The 14,606-nt window shown below is 69.5% G+C and carries 17 protein-coding genes; 10 read left to right on the top strand and 7 right to left on the bottom strand.

Going from position 1 to position 14,606, the window contains the following annotated elements; all coding sequences use genetic code 11:
- Window positions 1–2: 2 nt before the first annotated feature.
- Window positions 3–662, bottom strand: a complete 660-nt coding sequence (locus P3F85_RS15905; RefSeq protein WP_374008818.1) for a response regulator — start codon at window positions 660–662, stop codon at window positions 3–5.
- A gap of 148 nt (window positions 663–810) precedes the next feature.
- Between P3F85_RS15905 and P3F85_RS15910 the strand changes: the two genes are divergently transcribed.
- The 4 genes from P3F85_RS15910 (at window position 811) to P3F85_RS15925 (ending at window position 3,132) form a co-directional block, all read left to right on the top strand.
- Window positions 811–1,440, top strand: coding sequence for a hypothetical protein (locus tag P3F85_RS15910; RefSeq protein WP_374008819.1), 630 nt, complete (start codon window positions 811–813; stop codon window positions 1,438–1,440).
- A gap of 74 nt (window positions 1,441–1,514) precedes the next feature.
- Entirely contained in the window at window positions 1,515–2,252 is a 738-nt protein-coding gene (locus P3F85_RS15915) for a YcnI family protein (protein WP_374008820.1), read from the top strand.
- Window positions 2,249–2,950: a copper resistance CopC family protein gene (locus tag P3F85_RS15920; RefSeq protein WP_374008821.1), complete on the top strand. Its 702-nt coding sequence runs from the start codon at window positions 2,249–2,251 to the stop codon at window positions 2,948–2,950. The genes P3F85_RS15915 and P3F85_RS15920 overlap by 4 nt, the downstream gene beginning before the upstream one ends.
- A 38-nt stretch (window positions 2,951–2,988) precedes the next feature.
- On the top strand, window positions 2,989–3,132 hold the full coding sequence (locus tag P3F85_RS15925; protein WP_374008822.1) for a hypothetical protein: 144 nt from the start codon (window positions 2,989–2,991) through the stop codon (window positions 3,130–3,132).
- Between the two features lie 9 nt (window positions 3,133–3,141).
- Here the strand turns inward: P3F85_RS15925 and P3F85_RS15930 are convergent, their stop codons facing one another.
- Window positions 3,142–3,285: a hypothetical protein gene (locus tag P3F85_RS15930; RefSeq protein ID WP_374008823.1), complete on the bottom strand. Its 144-nt coding sequence runs from the start codon at window positions 3,283–3,285 to the stop codon at window positions 3,142–3,144.
- Between the two features lie 117 nt (window positions 3,286–3,402).
- Here P3F85_RS15930 and P3F85_RS15935 point away from each other — a divergent pair, with 117 nt between their 5' ends.
- Both P3F85_RS15935 and P3F85_RS15940 read left to right on the top strand, forming a co-directional pair.
- The gene (locus P3F85_RS15935) at window positions 3,403–4,596 is read left to right on the top strand and encodes a MarP family serine protease (protein WP_374008824.1); all 1,194 of its coding nucleotides are present in this window, start codon (window positions 3,403–3,405) and stop codon (window positions 4,594–4,596) included.
- A gap of 51 nt (window positions 4,597–4,647) precedes the next feature.
- Entirely contained in the window at window positions 4,648–5,667 is a 1,020-nt protein-coding gene (locus P3F85_RS15940) for an NADPH:quinone reductase (protein ID WP_374008825.1), read from the top strand.
- On the opposite strand, the gene P3F85_RS15945 is transcribed toward P3F85_RS15940, so the two are convergent.
- Window positions 5,651–6,904, bottom strand: coding sequence for an MFS transporter (locus P3F85_RS15945; protein ID WP_374008826.1), 1,254 nt, complete (start codon window positions 6,902–6,904; stop codon window positions 5,651–5,653). The genes P3F85_RS15940 and P3F85_RS15945 overlap by 17 nt on opposite strands.
- 88 nt (window positions 6,905–6,992) lie before the next feature.
- Between P3F85_RS15945 and P3F85_RS15950 the strand changes: the two genes are divergently transcribed.
- From P3F85_RS15950 to P3F85_RS15965, 4 genes are read left to right on the top strand one after another with little or no spacing between them, the layout of a single operon-like run.
- On the top strand, window positions 6,993–7,538 hold the full coding sequence (locus tag P3F85_RS15950; RefSeq protein ID WP_374008827.1) for a TetR/AcrR family transcriptional regulator: 546 nt from the start codon (window positions 6,993–6,995) through the stop codon (window positions 7,536–7,538).
- Window positions 7,539–7,569: 31 nt separating this feature from the next.
- Window positions 7,570–8,310, top strand: coding sequence for an AzlC family ABC transporter permease (locus P3F85_RS15955; protein ID WP_374008828.1), 741 nt, complete (start codon window positions 7,570–7,572; stop codon window positions 8,308–8,310).
- The gene (locus tag P3F85_RS15960) at window positions 8,307–8,612 is read left to right on the top strand and encodes an AzlD domain-containing protein (RefSeq protein ID WP_374008829.1); all 306 of its coding nucleotides are present in this window, start codon (window positions 8,307–8,309) and stop codon (window positions 8,610–8,612) included. The genes P3F85_RS15955 and P3F85_RS15960 overlap by 4 nt, the downstream gene beginning before the upstream one ends.
- A 42-nt stretch (window positions 8,613–8,654) precedes the next feature.
- Window positions 8,655–9,026 (top strand): hypothetical protein, encoded by a 372-nt coding sequence (locus tag P3F85_RS15965; RefSeq protein ID WP_374008830.1) that lies wholly within the window; start codon window positions 8,655–8,657, stop codon window positions 9,024–9,026.
- 189 nt (window positions 9,027–9,215) lie between these two features.
- On the opposite strand, the gene P3F85_RS15970 is transcribed toward P3F85_RS15965, so the two are convergent.
- The 4 genes from P3F85_RS15970 to P3F85_RS15985 all read right to left on the bottom strand — a co-directional run bounded on the left by P3F85_RS15970 (window position 9,216) and on the right by P3F85_RS15985 (window position 14,546).
- Complete coding sequence (locus tag P3F85_RS15970) at window positions 9,216–10,310, bottom strand: substrate-binding domain-containing protein (RefSeq protein WP_374008831.1); 1,095 nt, start codon at window positions 10,308–10,310, stop codon at window positions 9,216–9,218.
- Between the two features lie 55 nt (window positions 10,311–10,365).
- Window positions 10,366–11,709 carry a multiple monosaccharide ABC transporter permease gene (gene mmsB / locus P3F85_RS15975; protein ID WP_374008832.1) on the bottom strand — a complete coding sequence of 448 codons (1,344 nt, stop codon included), beginning with the start codon at window positions 11,707–11,709 and terminating at the stop codon, window positions 10,366–10,368.
- A 2-nt stretch (window positions 11,710–11,711) separates the two neighbouring features.
- Complete coding sequence (gene mmsA, locus P3F85_RS15980; protein ID WP_374008833.1) at window positions 11,712–13,259, bottom strand: multiple monosaccharide ABC transporter ATP-binding protein; 1,548 nt, start codon at window positions 13,257–13,259, stop codon at window positions 11,712–11,714.
- Window positions 13,260–13,355: 96 nt separating this feature from the next.
- Window positions 13,356–14,546: an ROK family transcriptional regulator gene (locus P3F85_RS15985; protein ID WP_374008834.1), complete on the bottom strand. Its 1,191-nt coding sequence runs from the start codon at window positions 14,544–14,546 to the stop codon at window positions 13,356–13,358.
- Between the last annotated feature and the right edge of the window lie 60 nt (window positions 14,547–14,606).

Raw genomic sequence — 14,606 nt, forward strand, 5'->3', positions numbered from 1 at the left:
GGTCAGAGCCCGGTGGCAGGATCGCCGAACGTGGCGGTGTACAAGGTCGCGACGGCCACGCGTGGTGCTATCCGCTCGCCGCCGGCCAGGCCGAGGGAAGCGAAGACACGCTCGACGCTCTTCTCGACGGCGCGCACGGTCACATTCCGGCGGCGGGCGATCTCCGAGTTGGAGAGGCCTGCCGCGAGCAGCCGGGTGGTCTCCAGTTGTGCGGCGGTCAGGCCGAGCAGCCGCGACCGCACGTCACCGGCGGGATGCTCGCGGTGGATGGGGCGGTCTGCGAGTGCCGCCTCCGCCGCATCCACCAGGTCTTCGACCGTCGCCACCGCCGCCTTGTTGACGAAGGAGGCGTTCGCGACCGTGCCCCGCGCCTGAGCGGCGGCGGCCTCACGGGAGAGGTTGCTGAGGAACATCACCGCGACGTGCGGGGCGCGTTGCCTCAGGATGGTGGCGAGCTCGACGCCGTTGGGGCGCCGGCCGAGATCGATGTCCGTGACCAGGAGGTCCGGATCGACCTCCTGGGCGAGACGCAACGCCTCGGTCGCGGAATCGGCTGCGGACGCATCGAAGCCGCGCTGCGCGAACGCATCCACGACGAGCGAACGCATCAGGGCGTGGTCCTCCACCACCAGCACCCTGCGCCGCCACGTCTCCACCGCCACCCGCACAGGATAACGCGGGCGGGGTCCCCGATCGGCCGTCCGGTCACCCCAGTTGTGGGCCGGTCCCCCGGGGCTCCGCCGCTCCCGCGGTCGCCGGACATCCGTTCCGTAGACTGGCTCCGAAGACCCGACGACAGGGAGGATGCGCATGGAATCGAGGTGGGCCCGTCTCTCCCGCGGCATGCTCGCCTCGGGAGCCGCCATCTTCGTCGCTGCGCTCTTCCACGTCGCCGGGGGCGGAGCTGCCCCCGGGCCGCTGGCGCTCGGACTCAGCATGGCGTTCGCGACGCTCGCATCGGTGGCGCTCACCGGCCGCCGCCTGTCGCTCTGGCGGCTGGTGCTCGCGGTGGGGCTCAGTCAGTTCCTCTTCCACCTGCTGTTCTCGCTCGGTGGCGGGCCCGGTGGAGGCACCGTGCAGTTCACCACTCCAGGAGGGACGGCGCACCTGCACCCCGGCGCGCACCTCACGATGACGATGGGCGCGATGCCCACGGCTCACACGTCGGCTCTCAGCCCCGCCATGTGGCTGACCCACGCCACGGCTGTGCTGGTCACCGTCATCGTCCTGCGGTTCGGCGAGCGGGCGTTCTGGGGTCTCTTCGAGACCGCGCGGCTGCGCATCGCGCGCGCGGTGGAGCGTCTGGCCGTCGTGCCGGTCATGGTCGGGCCGTCGCTCGCGACTTCCACGACGGGCGAGCCCGCCCGACTGCGCGACCTGGGACTCCCGCTCGCCCGGCTTCGGCATCGCGGCCCGCCTGCGCTCGCCTGCGCGTTCTGACGGCGGTCCGGGAGCCCGGACGTCGGTGTGGACGCGCGCACGCGCTCATCGACGATCCGATTCAGAAGGACCCCATGAAGAAGACCACGTTCGCCGCGTCCATCGCAGCGACCTCCACCGCCCTTGTCCTCCTCGCCTCGCCGCTCGCGGCGAGCGCCCACGTCCACGTCGACCCGGGCAGTGCGACTCCCGGCAGCTACACGAACCTCACCTTCAAGGTGCCGACCGAGTCGGCCACTGCGGGCACGATCAAGCTCGTCGTGGACCTGCCCACCGCGACCCCCTTCACGTCGGTCAGCTACCTCCCGCTCGCGGGGTGGACGACCACCGTCGACACGGAGAAGCTCGCCAAGCCCGTCAAGACGGACGACGGCACCATCACCGAGGCGCCGGTCCGGGTGACCTGGACGGCCGAGAGCGGGGTGGAGATCGCACCGGGACAGTTCCAGCAGTTCACGGTGTCGGCGGGAGCCGTCCCTGACACGGGATCGGTCGCGCTGCCGACACACCAGTACTACTCCGACGGCACGGTCGTGAACTGGGACCAGCCGACACCCGCCTCGGGCAAGGAACCGGAGCACCCCGCGCCGACGCTCTACATCGACGAGCCCGCGCCCTCCGGGGAGGGCGCCCCGGCGCTGGTGGCCACGTCGACGCCGAAGCCGGAGGCGGCGACGGCCGGGACGACCGCGACCGTCGTCTCCCTCGCGGTCGGAGTCGGCGGCCTGGCGCTCGGCGCGATCGCCCTCGTGGTGGCGGTGTTCGCGCTCACCCGGGTGAGCCGCACCCGCGAGCGTAAGGTGCAGGGATGACGAACCGCCTGCTCGCCGCGGCCGCCGGCGTCGCCGCGGCCGTCGTCCTCGCACTCGCGCCCGTCGCCTCCGCAGACGCTCACGACTACCTCGTCGGCAGCGATCCGTCGGCCGATTCCACCGTCACCACCGCACTCGACTCGGTGACGCTCACCTTCAACGACCGCGTGCTGGACCTGTCCGGCAACGGCTCCACCAACCTGCTGACGGTCACGGGTCCGGACTCGGCGACCCGCCACTTCGAGACCGGATGCGCGACCATCGCCGACACGAAGCTCAGCGCTCCGGTCGCTCTCGGTGCCGCGGGGAGGTACACCGTCACGTACCAGATCGTCTCTGCGGACGGTCATACCGTGTCGTCGTCGTACGCCTTCACCTACCAGCCGCCGGCCGGAACGGCAGCGGCGGCCGGGTCCAAGGGGACGCCGTGCGGTGCCACGGCGAGTCCCGGGGCAACGTCCACTGCCAGCCCGACGGGGTCGGCACCGGCTGCGGGCGCGCCTGCGACGGCCACCGCATCCACTCCCCAGCCCACGGCTGCGGCCTCGAGCGGCACGGACCTCGGCCTGGTGATCGGCATCGCCATCGCGATCGTTCTGCTGGCGGTCATCGGCGTGGTCATCGTGCTGCTCACCGCCCGGCGGAAGCCGCCGACCGCTGCGGATGTGCCAGAGCCGGAGGAGCCGCCCGCGGGATAGGGCTTCCGGCGCCCGGATCGCAGGCGTAGCGTTCGCCCATGGCCAGACAGAGTAGCGACCACGACACTGCCGACTTCCCGGACATCGTCCCGGAGGAGCAGATGGATCCGGACATCGTGCCGGCGCCGCAGCCCGCGCCCGACGCCGTCGACGACGGCGACGAGGAGGACGGTCGTCTCTAGTCGGGTCCTCTAGTCGGTGGGGTCGGACTCGCCGGACTCGGCGAGCCGGCCCTCATCGGGGTCGTGGGCCGTCAGGTCCGCGCTCGTGTACTGGCGTTCGCCCGGCTCGAGGTCTTCGCGCTCATCGTCGCCGTTGGCCCGTGGATCCGACATGTGTCCTCCATGATCGCTGGATGCTGTCCTGTGCGGTGAACGGTACGCCCGGCCGCGCGTCCGGCCAGCCGACACCCATCGGAGGTTGAGCAGTCGTCCAGTCTCGTACGGCAGGGTATGCCCGTGGAGATCGTGGTGGACGTCGTGCTCGTGGTGCTCGGCATCCTCGCGGTGGCGGCCGGGTGGAGCAAGGGCGCCATCCGTTCCGCGGGGACGCTCATCGGTCTCGGACTCGGACTCTGGCTCGGTCTCACCATCGCTCCGATCATCGTCGGCTGGTTCGCCTCGGCCGGGTTCAGCGGCGTCACTCAGCGCTCTGTCGTCGCCGGCATCGTCATCCTGGTGTGCGCCGGAGTGGTGTACGCCCTCGCGGGCGCTCTCGCCGGGATCATCGGCAAGCTCCTGCGTCGCGGTCCCGTCCGGTGGCTGGACTCGCTCGTTGGTGCGGTCCTGGGCCTTCTCACCTGGGCGGTCGTCGTCTGGCTCCTCGCCGGATTCGCGATGGCGACCAGCCTGGCGACGGTGGTGCAGGCGGCGAACTCCTCGCGCGTCGTCGCCACGTTGGACGGCATCGCGCCGCTGCCCTCCTCCACGGTTCTCGGCGCCGTCGACGACGCGCTGGCCGGGGCCGGCCTGCCCAAGGTCTTCCAGGGCGGCGAGACGATCCGCGCCATCCCGGAGCCCGACCCCTCCGTCCCGGCCGCGGTCGCGCAGTCCGAGCAGTCGGTGGTCACGGTCCTCGCGTCCAAGCCCGCATGCGGTGTCGACTCGGAAGGCACGGGATGGGTGCTGCAGCGCGGGCGCGTCGTCACCAACGCCCACGTGGTCGCGGGCGCATCCTCGGTCGTCGTCCGGGAAGCGGGCAGCACGAACGTGGAGCGCGCGACGCTCGTCGCCTTCGATCCGTCGCGCGACCTCGCCGTGCTCGACGTGACCGACCTCGCCGCGCCCGCCCTGGACATCGGCCCTGACCTCACCGCCGGCGCCTCCGCGTATGCGGTCGGCTACCCGGGGGACGGGCCGTTCACGGTCTCCCCGCAGCGCGTCCGTGACCGCCTGATCGCGCGGGGAACGGACATCTACCAGAGCGGTAGCGTGAACCGCGACATCTACTCCCTGCGCGGTGTCGTGCGCCCCGGCAACTCGGGTGGGCCGCTCCTCGACACGAGCGGCCACGTCGCGGGAGTGGTCTTCGCCCGGAGCGCCACCGACCCCGACACCGGGTACGCACTGACCCTGGCCGAACTCCGTCCGGTGCTGTCATCGGTCGGCTCCGCGCCGATCAGCTCCGGCGCCTGCTCGGCCGGCTGACCACGCAGTGCACCGCTCGCAGGATGGCTCCGGCCATGGTTGGCTGGAGCCATGAAGGCTGTGACCTACTCCGCGACCGGTGACTCCGACGTTCTGACCCTCGGCGAGCGCGAGGAGCCGCACGCCGGCCCCGGCGAGGTGCGCGTGCGCATCCACGTCTCCGGCGTCAACCCGACCGACTGGAAGGCGCGGCGCGGCAGCGGCTCGAAGGAGCTGCCGCGCCCGCAGGTGCCGAACCAGGATGGCGCCGGCGTCGTCGACGAGGTGGGCGACGGCGTGACGGCGTTCTCGGTCGGCGATCGGGTCTGGGTGTGGGATGCCGCCTACCAGCGCCCGGACGGCACCGCGCAGGAGGTGGTGGTGCTCCCCCAGAAGCTCGTGGTTCCGCTGCCCGACGGTGTGGGTTTCGACGAGGGCGCGTCGTTCGGCATCCCGGCGCTCACGGCGCACCGCGCGCTCACCTCGTACGAGTACGCCCCTGCCGAACTGGCGCCCGGGTCGCTGGACGGCCGCACCGTGCTGGTTGCCGGAGGCGCAGGTGCAGTGGGCCACGCGGCCATCCAGCTGGCGGTGTGGGCGGGTGCGACGGTGATCGCGACCGTCAGCAGCCACGACAAGGCGGAACTCGCCCGGGCCGCGGGCGCGCACCACGTCGTGAACTACACCGATCCGGACACCGCCCAGGCGATCGGCGCTCTCGCGCCGCGCGGAGTGGACATCGTCGTGGAGGTCAACGTGATCGCCAACGCCGCGCTCGACGTGAAGGTCACCGGCGTCAACGCCACGATCGCCAGCTACGCCGACACCCCCGACGCCGACTCGGTCACGATCCCGGTGCGTCCGAGCATGTCGAAGAACCTGCGCTGGCAGTTCGTGCTCACTTACACCGTCGCATCGGAGACGAAGGAGGCCGCGGTCCGCGCGGTGTCCGCAGCGGCGGCGGACGGTGCCCTCGGCGTGGGAGCGGAGCACGGGCTCCCGATCACCCGGTTCCCGCTCGAGCAGACCGCGGCGGCCCACGACGCCGTCGAGAACGGCGCCGTGGGCAAAGTGCTCATCGACGTAGTCTGAGCGCCTGCACCACGAGGGCGGCGACAGCGGCGATGGCGATAGCGGCCGCGTAGCCGAGTGCGGTCGGCAGCAGGCCGACGACACCGATCAGCTCACCGGCGACGAGGGCCGGTAGTCCATACGCCAGGTAACTGACCAGGAAGATCGCCGCGAAGAGCTCTGCGCGCTGATCGTTCGGCGCCAGCGGCGCCAGGGTGCGCAGCATCGCCGAGAACCCCGCGCCGAAGCCGGCGCCTGCGATCGTCGCCCCCGCGAACAGCAGGGGCAGGATGGCCCCGCCGATTCCGACCGCCGCCACCGCGACGCCGACCACGATCGCCGCCATGGACCAGACCACGGTGATCCGGGCCGGGGCGCGGGTCAGCAGCAGACCGGCGACCGCGCCCACCGCGGGAGGCACCGCCACTATCGCGCCGTTCAGGAGGCCGCTGTCGAGGTGGAACACGCCGTGCAGGATGGACGGCGACAGTCCGATGAAGAGGCCGGCCAGCATCCACGTCGCGATGAAGAGCGGGATCGCCCCGGCGAACTCGCGTCGCGCGGCGGTCGGGATGAGCAGCCGCGGGATGAGGGACCGCGCAGCTCCCGGGCGACGAACGACCGTCTCCGGTGAGGCCACGATCACCAGGATCCCTGCAGCGAACAGCACGGCGAGGGCCACGAAGACCAACGTCGTCGGCTGCGGGACGAACTGGACGGCGAGACCCGTCAGGAAGGCGCCGATCGCGATGCCGCCGACGGGGGCCGTGCTGCCGATGGTCGCGCCGAGCTTCTTGTGCTTCTCGGGCGCCAGTTCGACCAGCGCGGCGGTGAAGGTGCTCATCGCTGCACCGGTCGCCACCCCCTGCACGGAACGGGCGCCGATGATCCAGGCGATGTCCGGCGCGAAGAGGAAGACCAGCATCGCGACGACCTGCAGCGCGAGTGCGCCGAGGAGGACGGGCCGGCGCCCGATGTGGTCGGAGAGGGAGCCGGCGATCAGCAGGGTGATGAGCAGCGTCAGCGCGTAGATGGCGAAAGCGACCGTGAGCAGCCAGGGCTGGAAGCCCCACTCCTGCTGGTACAGCACGAAGAGCGGACTGGGTGCACCCACGGCCAGCGCGACCGCGACGAAGGCGAGGGCGGTGCCGGCGAAGGCGGCCATCGGCGGGAGCCGGAACGAACGGGTGCGTCGCGCGGACGGAACGGGCCGCACGGCGAGCATGCCGCCGGTGGCGGTCTCTTCGGCTGTAGTCATGTCGACTCCTTAAAGCAAACCGGGTTGCTTTTGCGACTATAGAGCGGGGATTGATAGAAAGCAACAGGATTTGCTTTAAGCTATTCCCATGGACACCACGACCACCCCGTCCAAACGCACGGGCGGACGCAGCGCGGCGGTCATCCACAATGTGCGGACGGCCGTCGAAGAGCTCGTCGAAGAGAAGGGTCAGGATCGGGTCACCGTTCCGATGATCGCCGAGCGAGCTGGTGTGAACCCGACCAGCATCTACCGGCGCTGGGGCGACCTCCCCACGCTCATCAACGACATCGCGACCTACCAGCTCGACCCGGAGCGACCGCTGCCCGAGAGCGGCGACCTCCGGAGCGATCTCACGGCCTGGGCAGGCGAACTTGTCGAGCACTACCGCAACCCCGTCAACGCCGCCCTGCTGCGCGGCGGGGCGTCGGCCGCGGGAGAGCGGCAGTCGAACTGCCTGCGGAACCGCCGGATCGAAGCGAACGTGCTGCTGGAGCGCTACCCGGATGCGACGATCACGGCCGACGACATCCTCGACGTCGTCGTCGCCCCGATCGTCTACCGGGTGATCTTCCTGCCGTGGACGCTGGAGGACACCACCGCCGAACACCTGGTCGCCCGCCTGTTCAGCTGATCCCCCCGTCAGCCGGTAGTGTCGGGAGGCGATGCACCAGGAACGGACCAGTGAGGAACGCGCCGCGGCCCGCTCCGGCTGGGCCGTCGGGATCGCGACAGCACTGTATGGGATCTCCTTCGGTGCCCTGGCGACAGCGTCCGGCCTGGACGTCTGGCAGACCTGCGTCCTCAGCTTGGTGATGTTCAGCGGCGGCTCGCAGTTCGCCCTGATCGGCGTGCTCGCGTCCGGCGGCGTGGCGGCCGGCGGCACCGCCATTGCGAGCGCGGCCCTCCTCGGCGTGCGCAACTCCTTCTACGCCCTGCGCCTCTCCCGGCTCATCGGTCCGGGCTTCTGGCGTCGCTCGGCAGCGGTCCAGCTGACCATCGACGAGTCGACCGCGGTCGCCGTCGCCCAGAAGGAGCCGAAGGCGCAGCGCATCGGCTTCTGGGTCACCGGGCTCGTGGTCTACGTCGGCTGGAACCTGATGACCCTGGCCGGCGCGCTCCTCGGGAACCTCATCGGCGACGTCAAGGCGTACGGACTGGATGCGGCGGCGGCCGCGGCCTTCCTCGGGCTGCTCTGGCCACGGCTGAAGGCGCGCCAGACCCAGGCGGTCGCCGTCGCGGGAGGCTTCGTGGCGACCCTGCTCACGCCCTTCCTCATGCCCGGACTCCCTGTGCTGGCGGCGGCGGCCGTAGCCGTCGTGCTCGGTGTCCTGAACGTGTTCGGCCGTCGCGACGATCCGCCGCATCCCGAGGCGATCCCCATGGAGCGGGAGGTGGAACCGTGACCACGTGGCACGTCATCCTGCTGGGCTCCATCGCCGTGCTCGCCCTGAAGGCCGTCGGCTGGTTGGTCCCGCCCAAGGCCCTCGACCATCCCACCGTCGCGCGCGTGAGCGACCTGCTCACCGCCGCACTGCTCGCCGCCCTGATCTGCGTGCAGACCCTCGGTGCCGGCCAGTCTCTGCAACTCGACGCACGCCTGCCCGCGGTCGCGATCGCCGCCGGCCTCTACGCCTTGCGGGTCCCGTTCATCGTCGTGGTCCCGGCGGCCGCAGCGGTGGCGGCGCTCATCCGGCTATTCACCTGAACCGGCGCCGCAGATGTCGGCGGCGTCGCATACCGTGACGCCGTGAGCGCATCCTGGCACCCGGTGGCGAATGCGCAGCCCACCGAGTGGCTGCTCCGCCAGGGAGCGCTCGGATCGCCGTACGGCGTCATCCGGAGGTTCGCGTTCGGCGACCCGAATCGGCCCGACATCTGGTTCCGCGCGGTCACGTGGGCGCCCACCTCGGAGGGGCGCGAGCTGATCGGATGGTGCCGCACGCTCGAGGCGGCGGCCTCCGCCGCGTGGGACCACCGCTGCGCCGCGGAGTCGTGGCGCCACCACATGGCGGCCCGGCGAACCGACGCCGCGACCATGGCGGCACAACGCCCTGCCGCGCCCGAACTGGTCCGCTTCTACCGGGCCGCGCTCCGCAGGAACGCGCGCACCCGCGCCTGACGCCGTGGGGACGGAGCCTGCACCCACCGCATATCCGTGCTGTCCCGGATGCCGCAAGTAATGCGTGCGTTCTAGCCTGATGCTGTCTCGGCCAGGGGGAACCGATCCCGTCGGGGGACGGATCGGGAAAGGGCCGGAGCGCTCAGCGCTCCGGCCCTTTCGTTGTTCACACGAGGGTGCGAACGGGAGTTACTTGGTCAGCGGCTCCAGGGTCGGGTCGTTGGCGTATGCCTCGGCCGCGTTCTCCTTGGTGACGATGACCGGCTTCAGCAGGTAGGCCGGGACGACCTTCTTGCCGTTGTCGTACGACTTGTCGTCGTTCGTGGCCGGCTTCTTGCCCGCCTGCAGGTCCTGGACCATCGCGATGGCCTGCTTGACCAGGTTGCGGGTGTCCTTGTTGATGGTCGAGTACTGCTCGCCCGCCATGATGGACTTGACCGACTCGGCCTCGGAGTCCTGACCGGTGACGGTCGGGACCGGCTTGCCTGCACCCTTCACCGAGGTGATGATGGCGCGGGCCAGGGTGTCGTTCGGCGACAGGACGCCGTCGAGCTCGGTGGAGCCGTAGTTGGCGGCGAGCAGGTTGTCCATGCGGGTCTGCGCGTTCGCCGGCAGCCAGCCCTGGGTGGCGGTCTGCTTGATGTCGGTCTGGCCCGAGACGACCTTCAGGGTGCCGTCATCGATCTTCGGCTTGAGGACCTTCATCGCACCGTTGAAGAAGACGGCCGAGTTGGCGTCGTCCGGCGAGCCGGAGAAGAGCTCGATGTTGAAGTTCTTCTTGTCCGGGAACTTGGCCTTCATGCCGTCGAGCAGGGCCTGACCCTGCAGCTCGCCGACCTTCTCGTTGTCGTACGCGACGTAGTAGTCGACGTCGTTCGTGTTGAGGATGAGGCGGTCGTACGCGATGACGGTCGCGCCGGCGTCGTGCGCGGCCTTGGCCTGCGCAGCGAGCTGGCCACCGTCGACCGCGCCGATGATGACGACCTTGGCGCCGTTGGTGATCATCGACTGGATCTGCGACTGCTGGTCCGCGACGGCGCCCGAGGCACCCGCGTACTGCACGTCGGGCTTGAAGCCGGCCGACTTGAGGCCGTCGGTGAACAGGCCACCGGCGAGAACCCAGTTCTCCGACGTCTTGGTCGGGAGGGCGACACCGATGGTGGAGTCCTTGGCGAAGCCGGACGCGGAGCTGCTGTCCGAACCGGAGCGGCTCGACGAGCAGCCGGTCAGGGCGAGCGCGGCGGCAGCTGCGACAGCCACTGTCGCGAGTGCGATTTTGCGCATTGCGTTTCTCTTTCTCTGTGTGTGATTGGTGCTGGGGGAAGTGAAGCTCAGGTATTCAGGAGGTCAGCGAGCGGGAGCTGTCCTCGGCGGAGTCGCCGGTCGGGACGACCGCGGGCTGGTCTGCGCCGGCGGCGTCCGCCTGCTGCGTCTTGTCGCGGTTGAACATCCTGCCGATCAACGACGGGCCGCCGCGGCGCTTCGAGTACACATCGACGCCGACCGCGATCAGCAGCACGAGGCCCTTGATGATCTGGACCTTGTCGCTGGTGACGCCGAGGAGCTGGAGGCCGTTGTTCAGGACCGCGATGACCAGACCACCGATGATGGAGCCGGCCACGGTTCCGATACCGCCCGAGACCGCGGCGCCACCGATGAACACAGCGGCGATCGCGTCGAGCTCCCAGCCGAGGCCGTCCTGCGGGCCGGAGGAGACGGAGCGGGCGACGGCGATCATGCCGGCCAGCGCGGCCAGCACCGACATGTTCATCATGACGAAGAAGTTGATCCGCTTGATCTTGACGCCCGACAGCTCCGCAGCGTGCCAGTTGCCGCCGACCGCGTAGATGTGGCGACCGAAGATCGTGCTCCGGGTGATGAACGAGTACAGGATGATCAGCACGCCGAGGATGACGCCGGCGACGGGGAACGAGGTGCCGACCCGGCCGCTGCCGAACAGCACTGCCGCGTAGATGACGACGGCGTCGAGGATGATCACCTTGAAGACGCTGACCCACAGAGGCGCCTTCTCGGAGCCCATCTTCGTCTGCTTGCGACGGGTGCGGACCTCGGCCAGCGCGATCACGACGGCGATGATGAGGCCGAGCAGCAGGGTGGAGTTGTTGAACCCGGTGTTGGGACCCCACTCCGGAAGGAAGCCGCCGCCGATGAAGGTGAAGCCGTCCGGGACCGGGATGGTGTTGGCGTTACCGATCAGCTGGTTGAGGCCGCGGAAGATGAGCATGCCGGCCAGGGTCACGATGAACGCCGGGACTCCGACGTAGGCGACCCACCAGCCCTGCCAGGCGCCGATCGCGACACCGACGACGAGGCCCAGGATGATCGCGAGCGGCCACGGCACGTGTCCCTCGGTCATCGCCTTGGCGACCACGATTCCCACTAGGGCGGCGACCGAGCCGACCGACAGGTCGATGTGGCCCGCGATGATGACCATCACCATGCCGATGGCCAGGATCAGGACGTAGACGTTCTGATTGACCAGGTTGATGAGGTTCACCGGCTCGAGCGTCTTGCCGCCGGTCAGCACCTCGAACAGCAGGATGATGATGACGAGGGCGCCGAGGATGCCGAACTGCCGGCCGGTGGACTGGCCGCCGCCGAACATCTTGCCGAGGTCGCGGAGACCGCCGGACTTCTTCTTCTCGGGAATCTGTGTGGTCATGGCTATCGGGCGATCCTCTTCTTGGCGGATGTCATGCTTTTCAGGAGCGTCTCGGGGGTCGCTTCCGCGATCGGAAGCTCGTCGGTGATCTGACCCTCGAAGATCGTGTAGATGCGGTCGGAGATGCCGAGCAGCTCGGGCAGCTCGGAGGAGATGACGATGACGCCCTTCCCCTGTGCCGCGAGAGCCTGGATGATGCCGTAGATCTCGAACTTGGCACCGACGTCGATGCCACGGGTGGGCTCGTCCAGGATGAGGATGTCCGGGTCGGTGAACATCCACCGGGCCAGGACGACCTTCTGCTGGTTGCCGCCGGAGAGCGTCGAGACGCCGCGGTCGACATCGGGCGTCCGGATGCGGAGCAGCTTGCGGTACTCGTCGGCGACCGCGTACTCCTGCAGGTCGTCGACGACGCCGCGCGTGGCGATCTTCGACAGCTTGGCGGCCACGACGGACTGCTTGATGTCGTCGAGCAGGTTGAGGCCGAGCACCTTGCGGTCCTCGCTCACGTAGGCCATGCCGTTGTCGATGGCCTCGGAGACGTTGCGGACCTGGATCTCCTTGCCGTCCTTGTAGATCTCCCCGGAGACCCAGTTGCCGTAGGAGCGCCCGAAGACGCTCATCGCGAGCTCGGTGCGGCCGGCGCCCATGAGGCCGGCGAACCCGACGATCTCACCGCGGCGGACGTAGAAGCTGGAGTTCTTGACGACCAGCCGGTCCGGCACCTGCGGGTGCTGGACGACCCAGTCGCGCACCTCGAAGAACTTCTCGCCGATGTCCGGCGTGCGCTCCGGGAAGCGGCTCTCGAGCGTACGGCCGACCATGCCGCGGATGATGCGGTCCTCGTCGACGCCGTCCGACTTGACGTTGAGCGTCTCGATCGCGTGACCGTCGCGGATGATCGTGATCTCGTCGGCCACCTGCTCGATCTCGTTGAGCTTGTGGCTGATGATGATCGAGCTGACGCCCTTGCCCTTCAGCCCGACGATGAGGTCGAGGAGGTGCGCCGACTCCGCCTCGTTGAGAGCAGCCGTCGGCTCGTCGAGGATGAGCAGCTTGACCTGCTTGTTGAGCGCCTTCGCGATCTCGACCAGCTGCTGCTTGCCGACGCCGATGTTCTTGATCTGGGTGTCCGGGTCGTCTGCGAGGCCGACGCGCGCGAGCAGCTCGACCGCACGGGTCTTCGCCTCGTTCCAGTCGATGACGCCGAACCGGCCCGGCTCGTTGCCGAGGAAGATGTTCTCGGTGATCGACAGCTCGGGGATCAGCGCGAGCTCCTGGTGGATGATCACGATGCCCTGCTGCTCGCTGGACTTGATGTCCTTGAAGCGCATCACGTCACCCTGGTAGACGATGTCTCCGGAGTAGGTGCCGTACGGGTAGACGCCCGAGAGGACCTTCATCAGGGTGGACTTCCCCGCGCCGTTCTCGCCGCAGATCGCGTGGATCTCGTCAGCGTGCACGGTGAGGGAGACATCCTCCAGCGCTTTGACCCCAGGGAACTCCTTGGTGATCGCGCGCATCTCGAGGATGACTGCGTTCGACGGCATCGTCGCTCCTTGCGGGCTCGGGAATGTATGTGCCTAAGTAGTAAACGCTATTGCCCGCATTGCCGTCAAATAGTGAAGACAACGATGCGATAACAGTCAGTCGTTACCCGCGAGTGCACCCTTGATGACGATCGCCGCCGCGCCGAGGGACTCCGCCCGGTCGCCGAGGGACGACACGCGCACCGTGGTGGTTCCGGCGATGATCGGCAGCGCGTTGTGCTGGATCCCGCGCCGGATCGGGTCGAGGAGGGCATCCCCCAGCCCGACCAGCGGACCGCCGATCAGGACGAGCTCCGGGTTGATGACGTTCGCGATGTTGCCGATCGCCTGGCCGATCGCCGTGCCCGCATCGCTGACCACCCGCAGGACGGCCGGGTCCTGGGCGAGGCCCCGGCGCAGGATGTCTGCGGTGGAGGAGGCGCGCCCGGCTCCCCGCCCCAGCGACTCCAGCATCACGCTCGTGGAGGCGACGGTCTCGAGGCAGCCGCGGTTGCCGCAGCGGCAGATCACGCCGTGCTCGGCGACGGGGGTGTGGCCGAGTTCGCCCGTGATACCGAGGAACCCGTAGTAGGGCTGGCCGTTCAGGATGAGACCCGCGCCGATCCCGGTGCCGATCTTGACGAAGATGAGGTTGCGCTCCCCGCGGTTGGCGCCCCAGGTCACCTCGGCGAGCGCGCCGAGGTTCGCGTCGTTGTCCACGACGACCGGGAAACCGAACACGTCCTCGAGCTCGCGGCGGGTGATACCCACCCATTCCGGGAGGATGGCGCCCTGCAGCACGGTGCCGGTCCGCCGGTCGATGGGGCCGGGGATGCCGACGCCCACGGCGAGCACGGACTCCCGGTCATGGCCGCCGTCCACCAGCATCCGGTCGAGGAGGGCGGACGCCTCCCCCACCGCCCCGAGCACGTCGTAGCCGGGCTCGAGGGCGACCTGCTCCTCGGCGAGGACGTCGTACCCGAGGGTCGTCAGCACGATACGGACGTGGCGCCGGCCGAAGTCGACGCCGACCGCGATGTCGCCGGTGTCGGTGAGCTGCACCAGCAGCGCGCGGCGCCCGCTCGAGGTCACCGGACTGGTCGCGACGACGCCCTTGGCCGCCATGTCGCGGACGATGTTGGACACGGTGGCGGTGGACAGGCCGGTCCCGCGCGCCAGCTCAGCCTGGGTGGACGGTCCGTTGGCCAGGAGGAACTCGACGAGTCGTTCCTGGTTCAGATGCCTCAGTGCGCCCTGCGACCCGGGATTGCGTGCGCCACGAGGGATCAGCCCCTGAGTGGCGGTCATGACGACAAGCGTGAATGATCAGCGTGTTGGAGTCAAGCTGTGAACGCAATCGTCCACCCC

The sequence above is a fragment of the Leifsonia sp. T36S-04 genome (assembly GCF_042465655.1).
Lineage (GTDB): Bacteria > Actinomycetota > Actinomycetes > Actinomycetales > Microbacteriaceae > Leifsonia.